Consider the following 15,424-nt stretch of genomic DNA (forward strand, 5'->3'; position numbering starts at 1 on the left):
AGTTTATTTTTTGTCCAGCCAGTTTTTCCAGTCCGAGGCCACCTTGTCCCAGTTAAAAATGTCGTAGTCGGGTTTTCCGTCCGGTTTTAGCGGGAAGAAGTTATGTTCGAAGCCTATGTAGGCGTTGAATGTGAAATTTGCCTTTTTATGCCTGATCATTTCCACCCTCAGGTAATCATTGAAAGGGGCACAATAGTCTTTTGTGCCGAAAGAAACCAGCACCGGTATGCTCAGGTTTTCAAACAGGGGGTATAGTGGGGCAGAGAAGTCAAAAGTGGCTTTGTTGGTATCTCCGTTTGAGTCGTCCATGTTGTCCGGGTCATTGACCACACTTTCCCAGTAGTTGAATTCATCTTCTGTACTGGACGACGAATCCGTTTCTACAGACCTTGAACGGCCTGTCATCGAAAGGATACGTCCGGCGGGGCAGCCCCCGGCGTAGATCAGGTGGCTCACTTTCTTTGAAGCAGCGGCCATCCTTACGGCAACGGTACTTCCTTCAGAGTGGCCTGCCACGACCAGTTTCTCGGGGCTTACAAAGGGCTGTTGCTGTAAAAACCTGACGATTTCCAGGTTTCTTCCGACATAATATCCGGGCAGATTTCTTTCGCCGTAGCCTTTGGGTGTTTTGCCTGTTTCAGGGTCAACGTAATTAAAGCCACGGACCAGTTTTCCGGCTTCAACGACGACAGGAATGAAAGGTTTGCTGACGATAACGATATGGAAATCTTTGGACAGGGCATCCGTATTGAAAGGAAATACAGAATAAAGCTTGTCTCCGTCCGGTTTGATCAGCGGGACCGGCAGGCTGCCCTGGCAGAAAAAGAACAAAGGTTTTTTCTCCGATTCTTTACCCTTTTCAGATAATACCAGGATATCGACCGGGTCATTGTTATACAGCGTCCGGAAATGCCTGAAACCGAAATCTCCGGGTTGCTTTTGCTGGCCGGAGGCCACAACTATTTTCAAGAATAAGATCAGAACAAGGCATTGCTTCATAAACAGGCGGGATTCAGGGTTTTGTTTTGAATTTGACGGCGTAATCAGTAAGCGGATATCCGTCTGCCGACTTAAAGCTTCTGCCGGTGATCACAAACTCATACTCATGGTCAGGTTTCAGGCTGGTTTTGAGGGTGAAAGCTTGCTGGTCATCCGAAAAGCCCGTTACGCCGGTTAACGGAAAAAACTCCCTGCCCCGTTCTCCCATATCGATGGAATAGCCCTTGGTGTTCATGGATTTTGAGAAAACTATTTTGAGTTCTTTAAGTGAAGCGTCCACCAGCGTGTCGCCGTTGGCAAAGGCTTCGAGCCTTACTACAACCGGTTGTTTTGCCGTATATTCCGACTGCAGGGTTGTTTTGTCAAAACCCTCCGGATAATAGCCGGATTCTTTCAAAAACGATTCGACCTGGGTGACATCAGAATAATTAAGTTCTATGATTTGCCTGATGGCCTTTTTCTTGTCGGCGGCTTTCCGGTAGAATGATTTACAGATGGCATAACCCATGAAATATCCCAGGTCAGCCATCTGATCTGCATTGGAGCCGTTGTAAAGCCAGTTGTTAAAGGAGGTGGTAAACATCTCTTCTTTGAATTTCACTTTCAGCTCTTTTTCATGTTCATAACCGTATTTGATATAGTTATTCTGCATATCCCGCCCGATCACCAGCTCAGTGATGAAGTCACAGGCTCCTTCTTTGATGGACTGGGATAGCAAATCGCTGCTTTCGCCGTTTTGCTGGGTGTGCACATACTCGTGGATATTGAGCGGGATGATGTTGTCGGATGATTGCTCTTTAAAAACGCCGGCCAGCCATTTGTTCGGGAACTCAGAAACATCCGTATTCACATTTCCTGTGGCGATTTCAGAGCCTATCAGCACCAGGTTATTGACCGTAGTCCCGCCGGAATTCAGCCCGCCGACGGTAAAATACATCCTGGCCTCCCTGAGTTCGGGATATAGCTTTTTGAATTTTCTGATGCTCTTTTCTATCTCCCCGGCTTTGGAGTTGATGCTGAGGGTGTTGGGGCGAATGCTGGCCCAGAATTTCGGATATTTGTTGATGAGTTCAACCCAGCGTTTTGCGGAATAATCGCGGGCCCCCATGAAGGCTTTAAGCCCTTCTGTACCTTTATCGATGTACAAAGACTGGATAAATTGTTTTTGTCTGACCGTGTCGGAGGTGGTCCTGACGCTGTCAAAGGCGGTCCAGAAATTGTCGATGTCCCGGGTGAAAACCGTTTTGTTCTGACTGTATGCCGCAGAACAAAAAGATAAAAAAATAAACAATGTCAGTCGGTTCATAAAAAGTAACAGGTTTTTCAGAAGTTTACTGCTTTTGTATCACGGGATAGATGTAAAAATAAACGTTTGTGGTTGCATGAAGGCCATGAAACCAAGGATTTTAAACTTAAATATTGTTAAACGGTCATTTCATCTGGAAGGAATACCCAGGTCTCGCAGGACAGATTTGGTGATTTCCTTCCGGCACGATCCGAAATCAGGGCGGTTGAATTTCCTGTCCTGGGAGAGCCTTGTCGCAAAAAAGTATTTCCCCTGCGGGTTTTCGATCCAGCCTACCCACCAGCCTGTGTTGATGTTATCTGCCCGGGTCCATCCGGTTTTTGATCTCAGCAGGTACTGGTCGCCGGTTTCGGTAACCATAACTTTTTTCAGGATACCAAGGCTGCGTTCAGAGAAGGGGACTTTCCCCTGATCTACCTTTTGAAGGAATTCCACCTGGTTAAATGCCGAAATGCCGAATGAACCGAAATTCCAGAAATCATCGCCGGCCTCATCAATATTGAGGTTCCCATAACTGCATTTTGATAAATAGGTCTTGTATCTTTTCTTCCCGATTCTTCTGGACAATTCAATAAAAGCCCACCCGGCTGATACCTCAAAGGCTTCTTTCACTGTAATATCATGGTAAATGTCGGGGCGGTAGCCATATTTCGTCGTATCTGTTTTGCCCGGCCACCGAATGATCTCATTTTCGTCTTTGATCACGCCTGTTTCCAGGGCAATGAGCAGGTTGATAACCTTAAATGACGAAGCGGGTAAGGCTTCTTTTTGCATGGCCGCTGCATCATTGGTGATCCATCGTTTTTGGTTGGAATCATAAATGACAATACTGCCTTCTACACCACAATCTTTGAAATAACGGTTAAAATCAGGTCTGACATCGGTTTGTCCGGAAAGGTTCTTCTGAGCCGTGAGGTGGGTCGTAATGAGAAAGCAAAAAAGAAAAATCGAACGGAAGTCCATTTTCAGGGAAAGCATTTTGTTAATCAGGGTTATTTTTTGGTTGAAGGGTATTTATCCACGTCTGGCAGACGCATGGAAATAACGCAGGCTGGTGCGGATTATTTTTTGGTTTCCAGTTCTTTTAAACGGTTTTTGGCTTCTTCATTTTTAGGATTGAGCAGCACTGTTTTCTGATAGTATTTTATGGCGTCGTCTTTACGGCCAAGGATGGCATAAGTATTCGCAAGACTCAGCATTACCCAATCTCTTTCCGGAAATTCTGAGGCGTTATGTTCAAAAATGACCCTGGCTTCGTCATATCTCTTAAGGTTAAAAAGCTGGCTTCCCACCTGGTCCATGGCATACCAGTCGATGTAATAGTGGGCGGTATCTTTTTTCATGATCTTGTACTCTTCCACCGCTTTTCCGACGCCTTTAGACACCACCAGCTGCTCCATCACTTTATGCACGGGTTGTTTCAAAACCACCGGTTTGTCATACAAAACCTTCATCAGGTTGGTGGCAATACCGAAGAAATGGGTAGGGGAGCTGTTGCATAAAAAGACGATCAGGCTGTTGCTGGAAGGTACCCTGATCAGGAAAGAGAGGAAACCTTCGGTCATGCCCAGGTGGTAGTTGGCAAAGACACTGTCTTTCGGGGTATATTTAAATTGCTGGTTAAACCACCCGAACCCATATTGCCAGGGCCTGATGCCGGGCGTAAACATTTCATCCGTCAGTTTTTTACTGATGAGCTTGTTTTCAGAAATGGCCATGTGCAGTTTAAAAAGGTCTCCGGTGGTAGAGTAGAGGTCGCCGGTACCCATGGTGTTGGACTGGTCCCTGAAATCAGCACTGGTAAATCCTCCGAGGCTGTAATCATAGCCCGTGGCCCGTTTGTTCACAATCTGGGTGTGGTGATAAGAGCCTGACCCGTTCATGCCCAGCGGATCAAAAATGTCTTCTTTCATGAGCTGGGCGTAGGTTTTTCCGCTCACCTTTTCCATGATCAGTCCTAAAGTAAAATAGCCCCAGCTGCTGTAATAATAACTGCTGCCGGGTTCGAACACCAGGGTGGAGTCCATGTACAGTTTCATGTATTCTTCCCGGGTGAAATTCTGACGGCTGTATTTCGGAAAGAAATCTTTGATAACATCGTAATTGGGCATTCCTGACGTATGACTCATCAGCTGCCTTATGGTTATTCTGTTGCCGTTCTTTCTGGAGAATTCCGGAAGATAGTCGGAGATGGTTTTGTCGATGTCGATCAGACCTTTCTGGGCCTGGATCAGCATCAGCATGGAAGTGATCGGTTTTGACACCGAACCGATCATGAATTTGGTATCGGTTGTGTTCGGGATGTTCCATTCCCGGTTGGCCATTCCGAAAGCACCCTCATAAATGATCCGGCCGTTTTCTGCTACCAGCACGCTGCCGTCAAACATATTGAATCGGTGGTAGGCCTGCATGATCTGGTCCAGCTTTTCTTTTTTACTTTGTGCCGACCCCGAACCGGCGATTAAAACCATTAAGCCGAAAAATAAAAAGCATTTTCTCATGATCCTGGTGTTTAATACTGAGCAGAACTCATTGTATATCAGTCAAATTTAACAAAAATAAGGAAGGGAAGCAAGAACGGTTCCTGCAGATTCCCGTCAAAAAAAGAAACCCCGGTAAAATAAGTCACGACTTCATTTTACCGGGGTCATATCATTTCAAAGGATACTCTTTCAGATCAGAGGGCCAGCTTTGTTTTAATGTCATTAATGATATCGTCATTTTTGTAAGGATAATCCCATCCGGGCTCTGTTACTTTGATGTCGGGCTTGGTGGCGGCCAGGTATTTGTGTATCCGCACACGCTGCCCTTCGGTGTAGCGGCCGCCAATCAGGATCAGGTCAACTTTTGGTAAGGTCTGCACTTTTCTAATTCCTTCATCTTCACTTAATGTACCATAAACGGTGATGTCTCCAAGGGGTTTTATCAAATTAAGCAGTTGCTCTCTCCGGAGTTGGGTACTTCCGAACAGAACAATGACAGGAGCATTTTCACTTGTGGCAATTATCTCAGTCAGGAGATTTTTCATACTAAGGATAGTTTTTAATAATTGGGTTAAAACGAGATTAATTTTTCTTTGGCTTTTGATCAATAAAAATTATCCTGCAAACTTCATAGAGGCCATGGCAATGCTCACTGTAACGCATTACAGGACATACCGGCCTTTTTGCCGCCTGCGGATTTGCTTTTCTTAAATCTGATTGGATAATTTTATGAAATTTAACTGGTGAGAATCAGAAAAAAGAAGTTTTTCCCGAGTATTTTGCCTAAATACTTAAAACATCCAATTCAAAATCGGATAAGTTCAAAATACGTTGTCCCCTGAAGTTTTCGTTCACAGGTTACCCCGCAAAAAACGGGGTTTTGAGTGCAGGGTCCCGGTGCTGAATTTATTGCCCCGGATAAGCTGCTGATGTTTTTTCTTTCCGGGTGTATTTTTAAAAAAAGATACGTTTTTATTGTCCTCTTCAGACTTGACAAAAAGAATTCTGATTTTGTAAAATGTTGCCTGGTGACTGCTATGAGGTGTTTTTTGTCCGGCAGGTATGTTATTGAGACATTAATTTTATTTTAAGAAACAGCTCTTTTCCTGACGTTTGTGAAAGCCAGATGACTTTCAAACGGCTAAGGGGATACGACAAAAAATCAGGATAATTCTCGAGTATTGTAGGACTTTAACCGGAAGGCTGACCGTTCAAAAAATAAGCGGCAAAAAATCATGTCGAAGTCCTTTCCGGTTTCGCTTTTCTGCTTCCCGGGATCCGGTAAAGATAACGGCCTGGTTTTATCTTAATTTCTCAAATTTCTTTTCAAGATCCGACAACCATTTCCGGCGTTTTCCGGGGGAGACCGACTTGACCATATTCAGGCTGATCCACTTCCTGTTTTGATAACCGGTTTTCCAGAAAGTACCGTTAAAAAGGGCTTTTTTGATAGCATTTCCGAAGAATAAACGGTAAATAAACCCCGGCGTATTCATGGTGGTAATGAGGGTGATACCCTTGATGTTTACCAGTTTTTTCTGCATAAATCCATTGGGTTTGTACTCATAGGCTACTCCGGGAAAAATCACTTTGTCGATAAAGCCCTTCATCATGGCAGGCATGAGTTCCCACCAGATAGGGAAGATGAAAATCAGGTGATCTGCTGATTCGAGCCTTGACTGATAGGTAATTACCTGTGGATCAACCGGTTTTCTGTTTACAAAAGCTCTCAGGTCCTCGGCAGACATGACCGGGTTGAAACGGTCGCGGTCCAGGTGCATGAGGTCAACCTCGTGACCTGCTTTTTTGAGACCTGCAGTCACTGATGCCAGTATGGCTGTGCAGAAACTGCCTTCATACGGATGATTAAATACGATAACTGTTTTCATGTTTTTCTGATGTTTAAATGACATCACAAAATTGACATGAAGAAAGGGGGCGGGACGATAACAAATGTTAAGAAATACTTATCTGCGGCTCCTGATACGGCTCAGCGAAACGGGCGTAATGCCCAGGTAGGAAGCAATGTAATGCTGCGGAACCCTTTGCAGGATCTGGGGGTGATGTTCCAGCAGTTCACGGTAGCGTGTTTCGGGGTTGTCTTTGATGCGGGAGAGGAAAAGTTTCTGATAAAAAAGCAGCCGCTGAAAAAGCACCTCATCGATCTGTGCTTTGATGGCCGGCGAGTCGTCCAGTATAGTCATGTAGTCTTTTTTGCTGATGGTATGGATTATACAAGGCTCTATGCTTTCGATGCTGAATAAACTGGGCTGGTTGGTCCTGAAACTCTCGATGGAGGATACACCCTCCCCTTCAAAGAAAAACTGGAAGGTGACGTCTTTGCCATTGTTGTTAAACCAGACCCTGATGCATCCTTTTTCAATAAAATAAGCCTTGGTGGCAGTTTCGCCTTCCGAAAGCAGGGTGGTTTTGGAACTTACTTCCTGTCTTTTAAATAAATGCCGGTAATTTTCCCAGCCCGGAATACTCAAATGGGACTCTTTCATTCTGGTTATCAGATCAGTCTGAACTGTTGAAAATGATGGGTAAAGTGCCTGTTATGGAAGATGATCCATTCATCGCGGTTAATGGCTCCCATGGCCGGATGCACGGGTGTGACCCCGGGATTCTCTTCAAAAAAACTGTAGAATTTATCCAGCTCCTTTTTCAGCCGTGCAATCGCCGCAGGTAAATCATTAAAACTGAGCGGCGGAGGTGTTTCCCCGAGCATGGGAGCCTTAAAATTCATGGGGAAGGTTTCTTCTTCCAGGAGCATCTTTTTAAACCTGCCTGCCTGCTCTTCCGTAAAATACAATTTCTGAGGAAATCTGCCTGTTGACATGGCTGTGGAATACGAGAGGTGTTCCACCATGTGCTGGGGGCCCATCACCCCGAAAACCGGCAGGGCGTCAGCTTTGAGTTGGTCCAGTCTTTTTAACAGGTCTTCCTGGTTATACAGGTTTATCATAGATTTTATCATTATCGGCACTCAAATATAATTCTACCCGGGTGAAAAACCTACAGTTAGCGGAAGAGGGCGGCTCTTCTGAAAAAATAACATTAAGGAAACGTGTTTGTACCTGTAGGGAACTAATTTTCCGAAACTTTTGAATGGACACCAATAGCCGGAAAATCCCAATCCGGAGTACTTCTTATGAAACCGTTATTTAATGCACAATTCTATTCCGGTATAAATGTAAAGAAAGCGGAGGCGTTGAGGAATACGGAGCAATAAAGTGTGGATATTTTAAACAAAATGTATAAATAATTTTTAACTTACAGCCGAATACCATGTATCAATTCAACCTTTATGAAGAATAAAAAAGAAACAAATTCAAGAAGAAATTTTCTCAAGACAGGGGCGGCAGCAGCCAGCTTTTACATCGTTCCCCGCAATGTGCTGGGTGGCGTGGGATTCATTGCTCCAAGTGACCAGTTAGTACTTGCCGCTATCGGTGCGGGAGGAAAAGGCAGAAGCGATATTAAAAATGCTTCGGTAAACGGAAGAGAGCGTGTGGTAGCCCTCTGTGATGTGGATTTTTCAGGAAGTGCGGCAGACAGCGTCAAGCAGTTTCCCCAGGCCAAATTGTATGCGGATTACCGCAAAATGCTGGATGAGTTGAAGGAAATCGACGCATTGACGATCTCCACCCCTGACCACGTTCATGGTCCAGCGGCAAAATTTGCCATGGAAAGAAACAAGCATGTGTACGTACAGAAGCCGATGACCCACAACATCCGTGAGGCCAGACTTCTGACCGAACTTGCCCGTAAACAAAAAGTGGTGACCCAGATGGGTAACCAGGGAGGATCAAACCCGCAGTTGAAAATCATCCAGGGATGGGTGGATTCGGGTAAGATCGGTAAGGTTTCGAAAGTACAGATCTGGACTAACCGCCCGGTGTGGCCACAGGGAAACCCGATGCCTAAGCCGGATGCAGCTCTAAAACCGCAGGCCCTTGACTGGGACCTTTGGTTAGGACCATCTGAAGAAACGCCTTATATTCCAAAAATGCACCCTTTCAACTGGAGAGGCTGGTGGAACTACGGTACCGGTGCTTTGGGCGATGTGGGATGTCACCTGATTGATATTCCGTTCCGTACCCTAGGCCTGATGTACCCGACAGATGCCGAGTGCAGCGTAGGTTCAATATATTCGCAGATGTGGAGTGCAGACTACAATCCTGAGGGATGTCCTGCGGCTTCATTCATCACCCTGCATTTCAATGCGACAAAGAAAAACGCGTCCAAAATTGAGATGACCTGGATGGACGGTGGCCTGAGACCTTCTCACCCTGAGATCATCCCTGCCAGCGATGAAATCGGTGGGCCGGGAAGTGCCAATGGTGTATTGATGATCGGAGAGAAAGGTATTATCTCGACCAATATCAATGACAGTTCGCCTATTTCTCTGAAACTGTATATGAATGACGGCACCAAGGAAGTCATTGCCGAGCCGACCGGACCAAGAGAACCGGAGTACGGACACCAGAGACTTTGGGTGGATGCCTGCAAAGCCGGTTTCGGAAGCAAGGAGCATAAAGGACTGACTTCGTCGTTCGATTATGCCGGACCGATGACAGAAACCGTATTGATGGGTAACCTGGCCATCAGAAGTTATATGCTCAGAAGACAGACTGCTGACAATAAAATGGAGTTCTTCGGCAGAAGAAAGCTGCTTTGGGATGGTGAAAACACAAGAATTACCAACCTGGAAGAAGCCAACCAGTTTGTTACCCGTACCTACCGTAAAGGCTGGGAAGTGTAGTAAGCGATCCGAAATAATATGATAGAAAAAGCCACCTTCCGGGGTGGCTTTTTTGATGTTGAAGGGGGCTAGTTTTAATGAGGTTAATGGGTTTCATTAATCTACCCTAAGTGTGACCCATTCAGGGTCAGTTTTATTTTTTCATCCGTGGTTTTCTATAAACATGTGAATCCTTCGGATTCATTCGCTTGTATACAGCTGAAATGCTTAAAATGCCTGTGGGGCATGTTGTGGAGAGCAGAGGCCCGGGGAGGTATCATCTACCCCTTTTTTGATCCATTCGCGGTCCGTTTCATTTTTCTACAAATATTTTAAATCCATCGGATGCATAACATGAAGATTTTGATCCTGAAGGGATCATATGTTTATAGATAGGCCAAAAAGGAAAAGACCTGACCCTGACAGGGTCACACGTTTGGCCCTGATATCTCCGGATTTGTCAATCCGGCTATTGTACAGATTTTCAGTTTCTTATGAATCTGTACAAATAAGGGGCTTTATTCTGAGCTCCGGTAAACTTTTTTTCAAGACGCTCCAGCACATTCAGGTCCAGTATCTTCTTCTGGAAATTATTTCTGGCAAATGGCCTGTCATACACAGCTTCGTACAGCTCCTGTATTTCCTTTATGGTAAATGTTTCGGGCAGAAGATTGAAGCCGATCAGTTTGCGGTCAAGGTTTTGTCTGAGGGCTTCGAGGCCGTAGGTCAGGATCTCGTTGTGGTCATAGTTCATTTGCGGGATGTCGTTGATGCTCCGCCATTCAAGGTACTCATCAAAAAAGCCGTTTTTCGGGTTCACCTTATGGATATCCACGAGGGCATAATAGCCCACGCTGATAAACCTGCTGGTTATCCACTCTGTAACTTCTTCGTCAAACCGCTCATCATAAGCAATGAGGTCTGCCTTCATGATCGCTTTATGTTCACTGTTGACAATACGGTTTTCATCACCGAATACCCGGAACTGTTCCAGGTAAATATTCTCCAGGCCTGTCCTGTCCTTTAAAACCCTGCTGGCTGCCTTGTCAATCCCCTCCGTCTTCAATACATGCCCTCCGGGCAGCATCCAGGTGCCTTTTCCAAATTTGAATTTAGAAATCAACACCTTCAGTTCCTTGTCCTTATATCCGAATATCACACAATCGATCGAAAGGTGTGCTATAAATTTCCCAATGTCAATCTTCTCCATACGTGAATTTTTCTCAAAACCGTTCAAATGCAAAGGTAAGTTGAAGCCGCGTAATATATCACTTATGAAATTTGAATATTCAAAGATAAAATAAAATTTAAACTAATTGTCTTTTTTTTAGACAATAAAAAAAGAATGTTTATATTTGTTTATTCAACCAGATTTCAATAACCAAATTTTTTTTGCTATGAGAACATCTATTCATTTCAGGGCCCGTTTCAAAACAGGCTGCCTGGCCGTTCTGTGCCTGGTTTGTTCGCGGGCAGCACATGCCAAAGCCGATACCACGAGTTACATTCAGACCCTGGATATCACCACCGGGAAAATTGATACGGTGCTGATCACTAAAAAGCACTTCGAAGCCCCTAACTGGCATCCGGACAATTACCTGATCCTTAACAGTAAAGGGAAAATTGTGACCCTTGATCTTTCATCAAAGAAACTGACTGAACTCAATACCGGGTCTGCCAATCAGAACAACAACGATCATGGCATTTCACCGGATAAAAAATGGCTGGCCATCAGTCATAACGACAAGTCTGATCCTTCGACAAAGCCATATAAATCAGCTATTTATATCCTTCCGATTACTGGCGGGCAGCCCCGGAGGATAACACCTGAAGTGCCGTCTTTCTGGCATGGCTGGAGTCCTGACGGCAAGACCCTGGCTTATTGTGCCGAACGAAACGGCAATTTTGATATTTATACCATTGGCACAGAAGGCGGTCCTGAAAAAAGATTAACCACTACAGAAGGTCTGGATGACGGCCCGGATTATTCCCCGGACGGGAAATACATTTACTTTAATTCCTACCGTACCGGTCATATGCAAATCTGGCGTATGCTGGCAGACGGGACACAGCCCGAACAACTGACATTTGATGAAAATTCCAACTGGTTTGCCCATCCGTCGCCGGATAATAAATGGATTGTTTATATTGCTTATACTTCCGATGAAAAACAAAGCCATTTGTTTGGAAAAAATGTTAAACTTCGCCTTATGGATCTTAAAACCAAAGTGATCAGGGATATCACCCCTGTGTTTTTTGGCGGCCAGGGCACCATTAATGTGCCGTCATGGAGTCCGGACAGTAAAAAAATTGCTTTCGTCAGTTATTTAGTAAGATAAAACACCTTATCAGAAATATGAAAAAAGACAATTCAACCTCAAGAAGAAAGTTTTTGCACCAGATCGGTGCCACCGGTTTGATTACCGCCGCCTCGCCTTTTGCCTCTTTGGCTGCACAGGAAAAAGCGGAGGAACGCATTCTGAATTATGACAGGCGTATTTCGTCAAATGATAAAATCCGCATAGGCGTGATAGGTTTCGGAGTCCAGGGACATTTTGATCTGAATACAGCCCTCAAAGTACCCGGTGTGGAACTGGCCGGCATCTGTGATCTGTATACCGGCAGGATTGAAAATGCAAAGGAATTGTACGGCAAAGACCTTTACACTACCCGTAATTACAAAGAACTGCTGGACAGAAAGGACATTGACGCGGTGTTGATTTGCACTACAGACTGCTGGCATGCCCGCATCACCCTGGATGCCCTGGCAAAAGGCAAACATGTCTATTGTGAAAAACCGATGGTTTATAAAATAAAGGAAGGCTATCCTGTTATGGAAGCTGCCAGAAAATCCGGTAAAGTGGTGCAGGTCGGGAGTCAGCGGGTCAGCAGCATAGGTCTGGCAAAAGCCAAAGAACTGCTGGCTGCCGGTGAAATCGGTAAACTTAATATGGTGAATGCCGTTTACGACAGGCAGAGCTCTATCGGGGCCTGGCAGTACACCATTCCGAAAGATGCTGATGCCATGACCACCAACTGGGACAAGTTTATCGAAGTCACTGAAAAGATGGCTTTTGATGCCAGGAAGTTTTTCTGGTGGAGGGCTTTTAAGGAAGTGGGGACGGGCGTAGCCGGTGATTTGTTTATCCATTTACTGAGCGGCACCCATTTTATGACCAATTCAAAAGGACCGGAAAGCATTTACAGCACCGGGCAATTCAGCTACTGGAAAGATGGCCGCAACCTGCCGGATGTCATGTCGGGGGTGATGCAATATCCGGACTGCAAAGAACATGATGCTTTCCAGATGACACTGCAGGTCAACTTTATCAGCGGCACAGGAGGCCAGGAGATCATCCGTCTGATTGGTTCGGAAGGCACAATAGAGGTAAGAGGAAACAACCTGACCATCAAACACAGCCTGATGCCTGAGGCTCCGGGCTTCGGGGGGTATGACTCAGTTTTTACGTTTTCAAAAAGTATGCAGGACGAAATGAAAGCTGATTACGAGGCCAAATGGACGCCTGAACAAAGAAAAAGAAAAGTAAAAGAAGATATTATTTTCAAGGCCCCTGAGGGTTACAGTGATCATTTGGATCACTTTACCAATTTCTTTGATTCTATCAGAACCGGCAAACCGGTGGTGGAAGACGCCGAGTTCGGGTTCAGGGCAGCTGCACCGGCCTTGTCGTGCAACGAAAGCTACCTGTCTAAAAAAATAGTCAAGTGGGATCCCGTCAACATGAAGCTGAAATAGACAGAAATGTTGATACGTCATTATGCTGACAGTGAGTAGTTTGTGTTTTCAACAGATCCGTTTTTAAATTATCAGGTTTATAAAATGCCGAAAAAAGACACTCCCCCGGTTTCCGGGGAGAGTGTTTTAAAGATGGTGTTCCTGCTCAGTCTGTCAAGGGCTCAAAAGCCATGATCATTCCCCCCGAAGCAGCCGTTTTTTGATGCTTCAGTAACAATATCCATAAAACCCGGGCACTATATTTTGATAAGTACTTTAATAGTCTGATATTTAAAATGAAAGAAGAAATGGGTTTCTAAAAAATACAAAAATGAAATATAGGTACTTCAGATTTACAATGTTGCAATTGATTTCCTGGATTGTAATATTTATTTTACCTTACCTCAATATCATATTCGAGCCGGAACGGATAAACACCGTTCACCCGGCGTTTTTGCTGACGCCATTTCTGCCGATACTCTTTTTACTCCTGGTATTTTACGGCAACATATTTTTTGTGGCCCCAAGTTTTATTCATAACCGGCCGGTGATCTATTTTGTGTTTTTGGCTGTGGGGCTTGCCTTATTCCTGTTTTACAATGCTGCGATTTTAAACTACCTGTCGGAAATTACCCGGAACACCGCTCCGAAGACACAAGTTGACAGGAGGTGGGAAATATTCCCGAGAATTATTTTCCCCGGCATTTTATATATCCTTACCGTTCTTGTCAGCAACATCAGCTTTCTTCTCGATGAAAGGCGGATTGAGAAAGAAGAAAAGCAGATCATGAATATCGAAAAAATAGCGACGGAGCTGGTCATGCTGAAAAACCAGATAAGTCCGCATTTCCTTTTTAACACCCTGAATAACATCCGCTGGATGGTCAGAAAGAACATGGAGAACACCGAGGAGGTGGTCCTGAAGCTCTCAGAGATTTTAAGGTACATTCTTTATGAAGTCGGGGAGGTGAAAGTGCCCATAAGCCAGGAAATAGAACACCTGAAAAACTACATTCAGCTGCAAAGTCTGAGGCTGCCTGTGCCCGGTGTGATAGAATTCAATGTGCAGCCGTCGGTGGGTACTCAGAAAATTGAGCCGCTGTTGTTTATCCATTTTGTTGAAAACGCCTTTAAATATGGTATAGATGCCAAAAATCCGCCCGAGATTGTCTTCGAGCTGGATACTGCGGGAAATCAGCTGATATTTAATGCCAGGAACCGGATCCTGAGTCCGGACAACAAACTGGAGAGTTCAGGCATCGGGCTTTCAAATATCAAACGGCGGTTGGAACTCCTGTATGCCAACAAACACGTGCTGGAAACAGAAGTAAAGGACGGCTATTACCTGGTGAAATTAATCATAACCTTAGATGAAAATTAAATGTATCCTGGTCGATGACGAGCCGTTTGCCCTTGACATCCTGGAGGATGATTTAAAGTCATTTGACACCGTCGAGGTTCTGGCTAAATTCAATGACGCGGAAGAGGTCATTGAGTATCTGAAATCAAACGCCGTTGACCTGATGTTTACGGATATTCAAATGCCCGGCTTGCTGGGAACACAGTTGGTGAGGTCGCTCGAAAATCCGCCGCTGATCATCTTTACCACCGCCTATCACCAGTTTGCGGTAGAGGGGTTTGAGCTTAACGCGATCGACTACCTCATGAAACCCATCCGGAAAGAACGCCTGGGAGAGGCATTGAAGAAAGTCGTCAACCAGTTAAGCCTGACCCAAAAAGCCTCCGGGGAACCCGATCATAATTTCATCATTTTAAATGTGGAGTATAAGAAAGTAAAACTGCTCTTTGATGAAATCAGATACGTGGAGGGTCTCAAAGATTACGTTAAAATATACCTGGAAAACAGGGCCCACCCGCTTCTGACAAGGAGCAACCTGAGGGGCATGGAAAACAAACTCCCGGAAGAATTTTTCATAAGGATCCACAACTCCTTTATCGTCAATAAAAGCAAGATAGAAGGTTTTAACCAGACCAAAATAGCTGTCGGCAACACAGAACTTCCGGTGGGCAAAGCTTACACCGCCAAAATCAAAGAGCTTTTCTGACCTGATCGATCAGCCATTCCTGTTTGTCAGAACTGGCAAAAACTTCCTCTCTGCAGCTTTCGTCCTTCCCCATTTATGACTCAGATC

Annotated in this window: 14 protein-coding genes; 5 read left to right on the forward strand and 9 right to left on the reverse strand. The window is 44.9% G+C overall.

All coding sequences use genetic code 11. The features are described 5' to 3' along the window. Positions 1 to 3: 3 nt before the first annotated feature. From GVN16_RS09365 to GVN16_RS09400, 8 genes are all read right to left on the reverse strand, one after another. On the reverse strand, positions 4 to 999 hold the full coding sequence (locus GVN16_RS09365; RefSeq protein WP_166563622.1) for an acyl-CoA thioester hydrolase/BAAT C-terminal domain-containing protein: 996 nt from the start codon (positions 997 to 999) through the stop codon (positions 4 to 6). 13 nt (positions 1,000 to 1,012) lie between these two features. Further along, entirely contained in the window at positions 1,013 to 2,305 is a 1,293-nt protein-coding gene (locus tag GVN16_RS09370) for a DUF2268 domain-containing putative Zn-dependent protease (protein ID WP_166563623.1), read from the reverse strand. Between the two features lie 129 nt (positions 2,306 to 2,434). Next, positions 2,435 to 3,283, reverse strand: a complete 849-nt coding sequence (locus tag GVN16_RS09375) for a class D beta-lactamase (protein ID WP_166563624.1) — start codon at positions 3,281 to 3,283, stop codon at positions 2,435 to 2,437. A gap of 83 nt (positions 3,284 to 3,366) precedes the next feature. Beyond that, entirely contained in the window at positions 3,367 to 4,806 is a 1,440-nt protein-coding gene (locus GVN16_RS09380; protein WP_166563625.1) for a serine hydrolase, read from the reverse strand. A gap of 176 nt (positions 4,807 to 4,982) precedes the next feature. Next, complete coding sequence (locus GVN16_RS09385) at positions 4,983 to 5,333, reverse strand: hypothetical protein (RefSeq protein ID WP_166563626.1); 351 nt, start codon at positions 5,331 to 5,333, stop codon at positions 4,983 to 4,985. Between the two features lie 756 nt (positions 5,334 to 6,089). Beyond that, on the reverse strand, positions 6,090 to 6,677 hold the full coding sequence (locus tag GVN16_RS09390) for an NAD(P)H-dependent oxidoreductase (RefSeq protein ID WP_166563627.1): 588 nt from the start codon (positions 6,675 to 6,677) through the stop codon (positions 6,090 to 6,092). 78 nt (positions 6,678 to 6,755) lie between these two features. Beyond that, positions 6,756 to 7,295, reverse strand: coding sequence for a Crp/Fnr family transcriptional regulator (locus GVN16_RS09395; RefSeq protein ID WP_166563628.1), 540 nt, complete (start codon positions 7,293 to 7,295; stop codon positions 6,756 to 6,758). Between the two features lie 8 nt (positions 7,296 to 7,303). Continuing rightward, a complete protein-coding gene (locus GVN16_RS09400) occupies positions 7,304 to 7,756 on the reverse strand; it encodes a DUF1569 domain-containing protein (RefSeq protein WP_166563629.1) in 453 nt (150 codons plus the stop codon). A gap of 342 nt (positions 7,757 to 8,098) precedes the next feature. Here GVN16_RS09400 and GVN16_RS09405 point away from each other — a divergent pair, with 342 nt between their 5' ends. Beyond that, positions 8,099 to 9,556, forward strand: a complete 1,458-nt coding sequence (locus GVN16_RS09405) for a Gfo/Idh/MocA family protein (protein WP_166563630.1) — start codon at positions 8,099 to 8,101, stop codon at positions 9,554 to 9,556. Positions 9,557 to 10,019: 463 nt separating this feature from the next. On the opposite strand, the gene GVN16_RS09410 is transcribed toward GVN16_RS09405, so the two are convergent. Further along, the gene (locus tag GVN16_RS09410) at positions 10,020 to 10,745 is read right to left on the reverse strand and encodes an NrtR DNA-binding winged helix domain-containing protein (protein WP_166563631.1); all 726 of its coding nucleotides are present in this window, start codon (positions 10,743 to 10,745) and stop codon (positions 10,020 to 10,022) included. A 187-nt stretch (positions 10,746 to 10,932) separates the two neighbouring features. Between GVN16_RS09410 and GVN16_RS09415 the strand changes: the two genes are divergently transcribed. The 4 genes from GVN16_RS09415 to GVN16_RS09430 all read left to right on the forward strand — a co-directional run bounded on the left by GVN16_RS09415 (position 10,933) and on the right by GVN16_RS09430 (position 15,337). Further along, positions 10,933 to 11,874, forward strand: a complete 942-nt coding sequence (locus GVN16_RS09415) for a PD40 domain-containing protein (RefSeq protein WP_166563632.1) — start codon at positions 10,933 to 10,935, stop codon at positions 11,872 to 11,874. A 17-nt stretch (positions 11,875 to 11,891) separates the two neighbouring features. After that, positions 11,892 to 13,292, forward strand: coding sequence for a Gfo/Idh/MocA family protein (locus GVN16_RS09420; protein ID WP_166563633.1), 1,401 nt, complete (start codon positions 11,892 to 11,894; stop codon positions 13,290 to 13,292). A gap of 310 nt (positions 13,293 to 13,602) precedes the next feature. Further along, entirely contained in the window at positions 13,603 to 14,652 is a 1,050-nt protein-coding gene (locus GVN16_RS09425) for a sensor histidine kinase (RefSeq protein ID WP_166563634.1), read from the forward strand. After that, positions 14,642 to 15,337, forward strand: a complete 696-nt coding sequence (locus tag GVN16_RS09430) for a LytTR family DNA-binding domain-containing protein (RefSeq protein WP_166563635.1) — start codon at positions 14,642 to 14,644, stop codon at positions 15,335 to 15,337. Before GVN16_RS09425 ends, GVN16_RS09430 begins: the two co-directional genes overlap by 11 nt. Positions 15,338 to 15,424: the final 87 nt, after the last annotated feature.

Source organism: Emticicia sp. CRIBPO, assembly GCF_009905725.1.
In the GTDB taxonomy this organism is placed as follows: domain Bacteria; phylum Bacteroidota; class Bacteroidia; order Cytophagales; family Spirosomataceae; genus Leadbetterella.

Coding starts and splice junctions, on each gene's coding strand:
- GVN16_RS09425 (WP_166563634.1), top strand. CDS start 13,603: ATGAAATATAGGTACTTCAGATTTACAATGTTGCAATTGATTTCCTGG.
- GVN16_RS09405 (WP_166563630.1), top strand. CDS start 8,099: ATGAAGAATAAAAAAGAAACAAATTCAAGAAGAAATTTTCTCAAGACA.
- GVN16_RS09385 (WP_166563626.1), bottom strand. CDS start 5,333: ATGAAAAATCTCCTGACTGAGATAATTGCCACAAGTGAAAATGCTCCT.
- GVN16_RS09415 (WP_166563632.1), top strand. CDS start 10,933: ATGAGAACATCTATTCATTTCAGGGCCCGTTTCAAAACAGGCTGCCTG.
- GVN16_RS09390 (WP_166563627.1), bottom strand. CDS start 6,677: ATGAAAACAGTTATCGTATTTAATCATCCGTATGAAGGCAGTTTCTGC.
- GVN16_RS09430 (WP_166563635.1), top strand. CDS start 14,642: ATGAAAATTAAATGTATCCTGGTCGATGACGAGCCGTTTGCCCTTGAC.
- GVN16_RS09410 (WP_166563631.1), bottom strand. CDS start 10,745: ATGGAGAAGATTGACATTGGGAAATTTATAGCACACCTTTCGATCGAT.
- GVN16_RS09400 (WP_166563629.1), bottom strand. CDS start 7,756: ATGATAAACCTGTATAACCAGGAAGACCTGTTAAAAAGACTGGACCAA.
- GVN16_RS09420 (WP_166563633.1), top strand. CDS start 11,892: ATGAAAAAAGACAATTCAACCTCAAGAAGAAAGTTTTTGCACCAGATC.
- GVN16_RS09380 (WP_166563625.1), bottom strand. CDS start 4,806: ATGAGAAAATGCTTTTTATTTTTCGGCTTAATGGTTTTAATCGCCGGT.
- GVN16_RS09395 (WP_166563628.1), bottom strand. CDS start 7,295: ATGAAAGAGTCCCATTTGAGTATTCCGGGCTGGGAAAATTACCGGCAT.
- GVN16_RS09375 (WP_166563624.1), bottom strand. CDS start 3,283: ATGCTTTCCCTGAAAATGGACTTCCGTTCGATTTTTCTTTTTTGCTTT.
- GVN16_RS09370 (WP_166563623.1), bottom strand. CDS start 2,305: ATGAACCGACTGACATTGTTTATTTTTTTATCTTTTTGTTCTGCGGCA.
- GVN16_RS09365 (WP_166563622.1), bottom strand. CDS start 999: ATGAAGCAATGCCTTGTTCTGATCTTATTCTTGAAAATAGTTGTGGCC.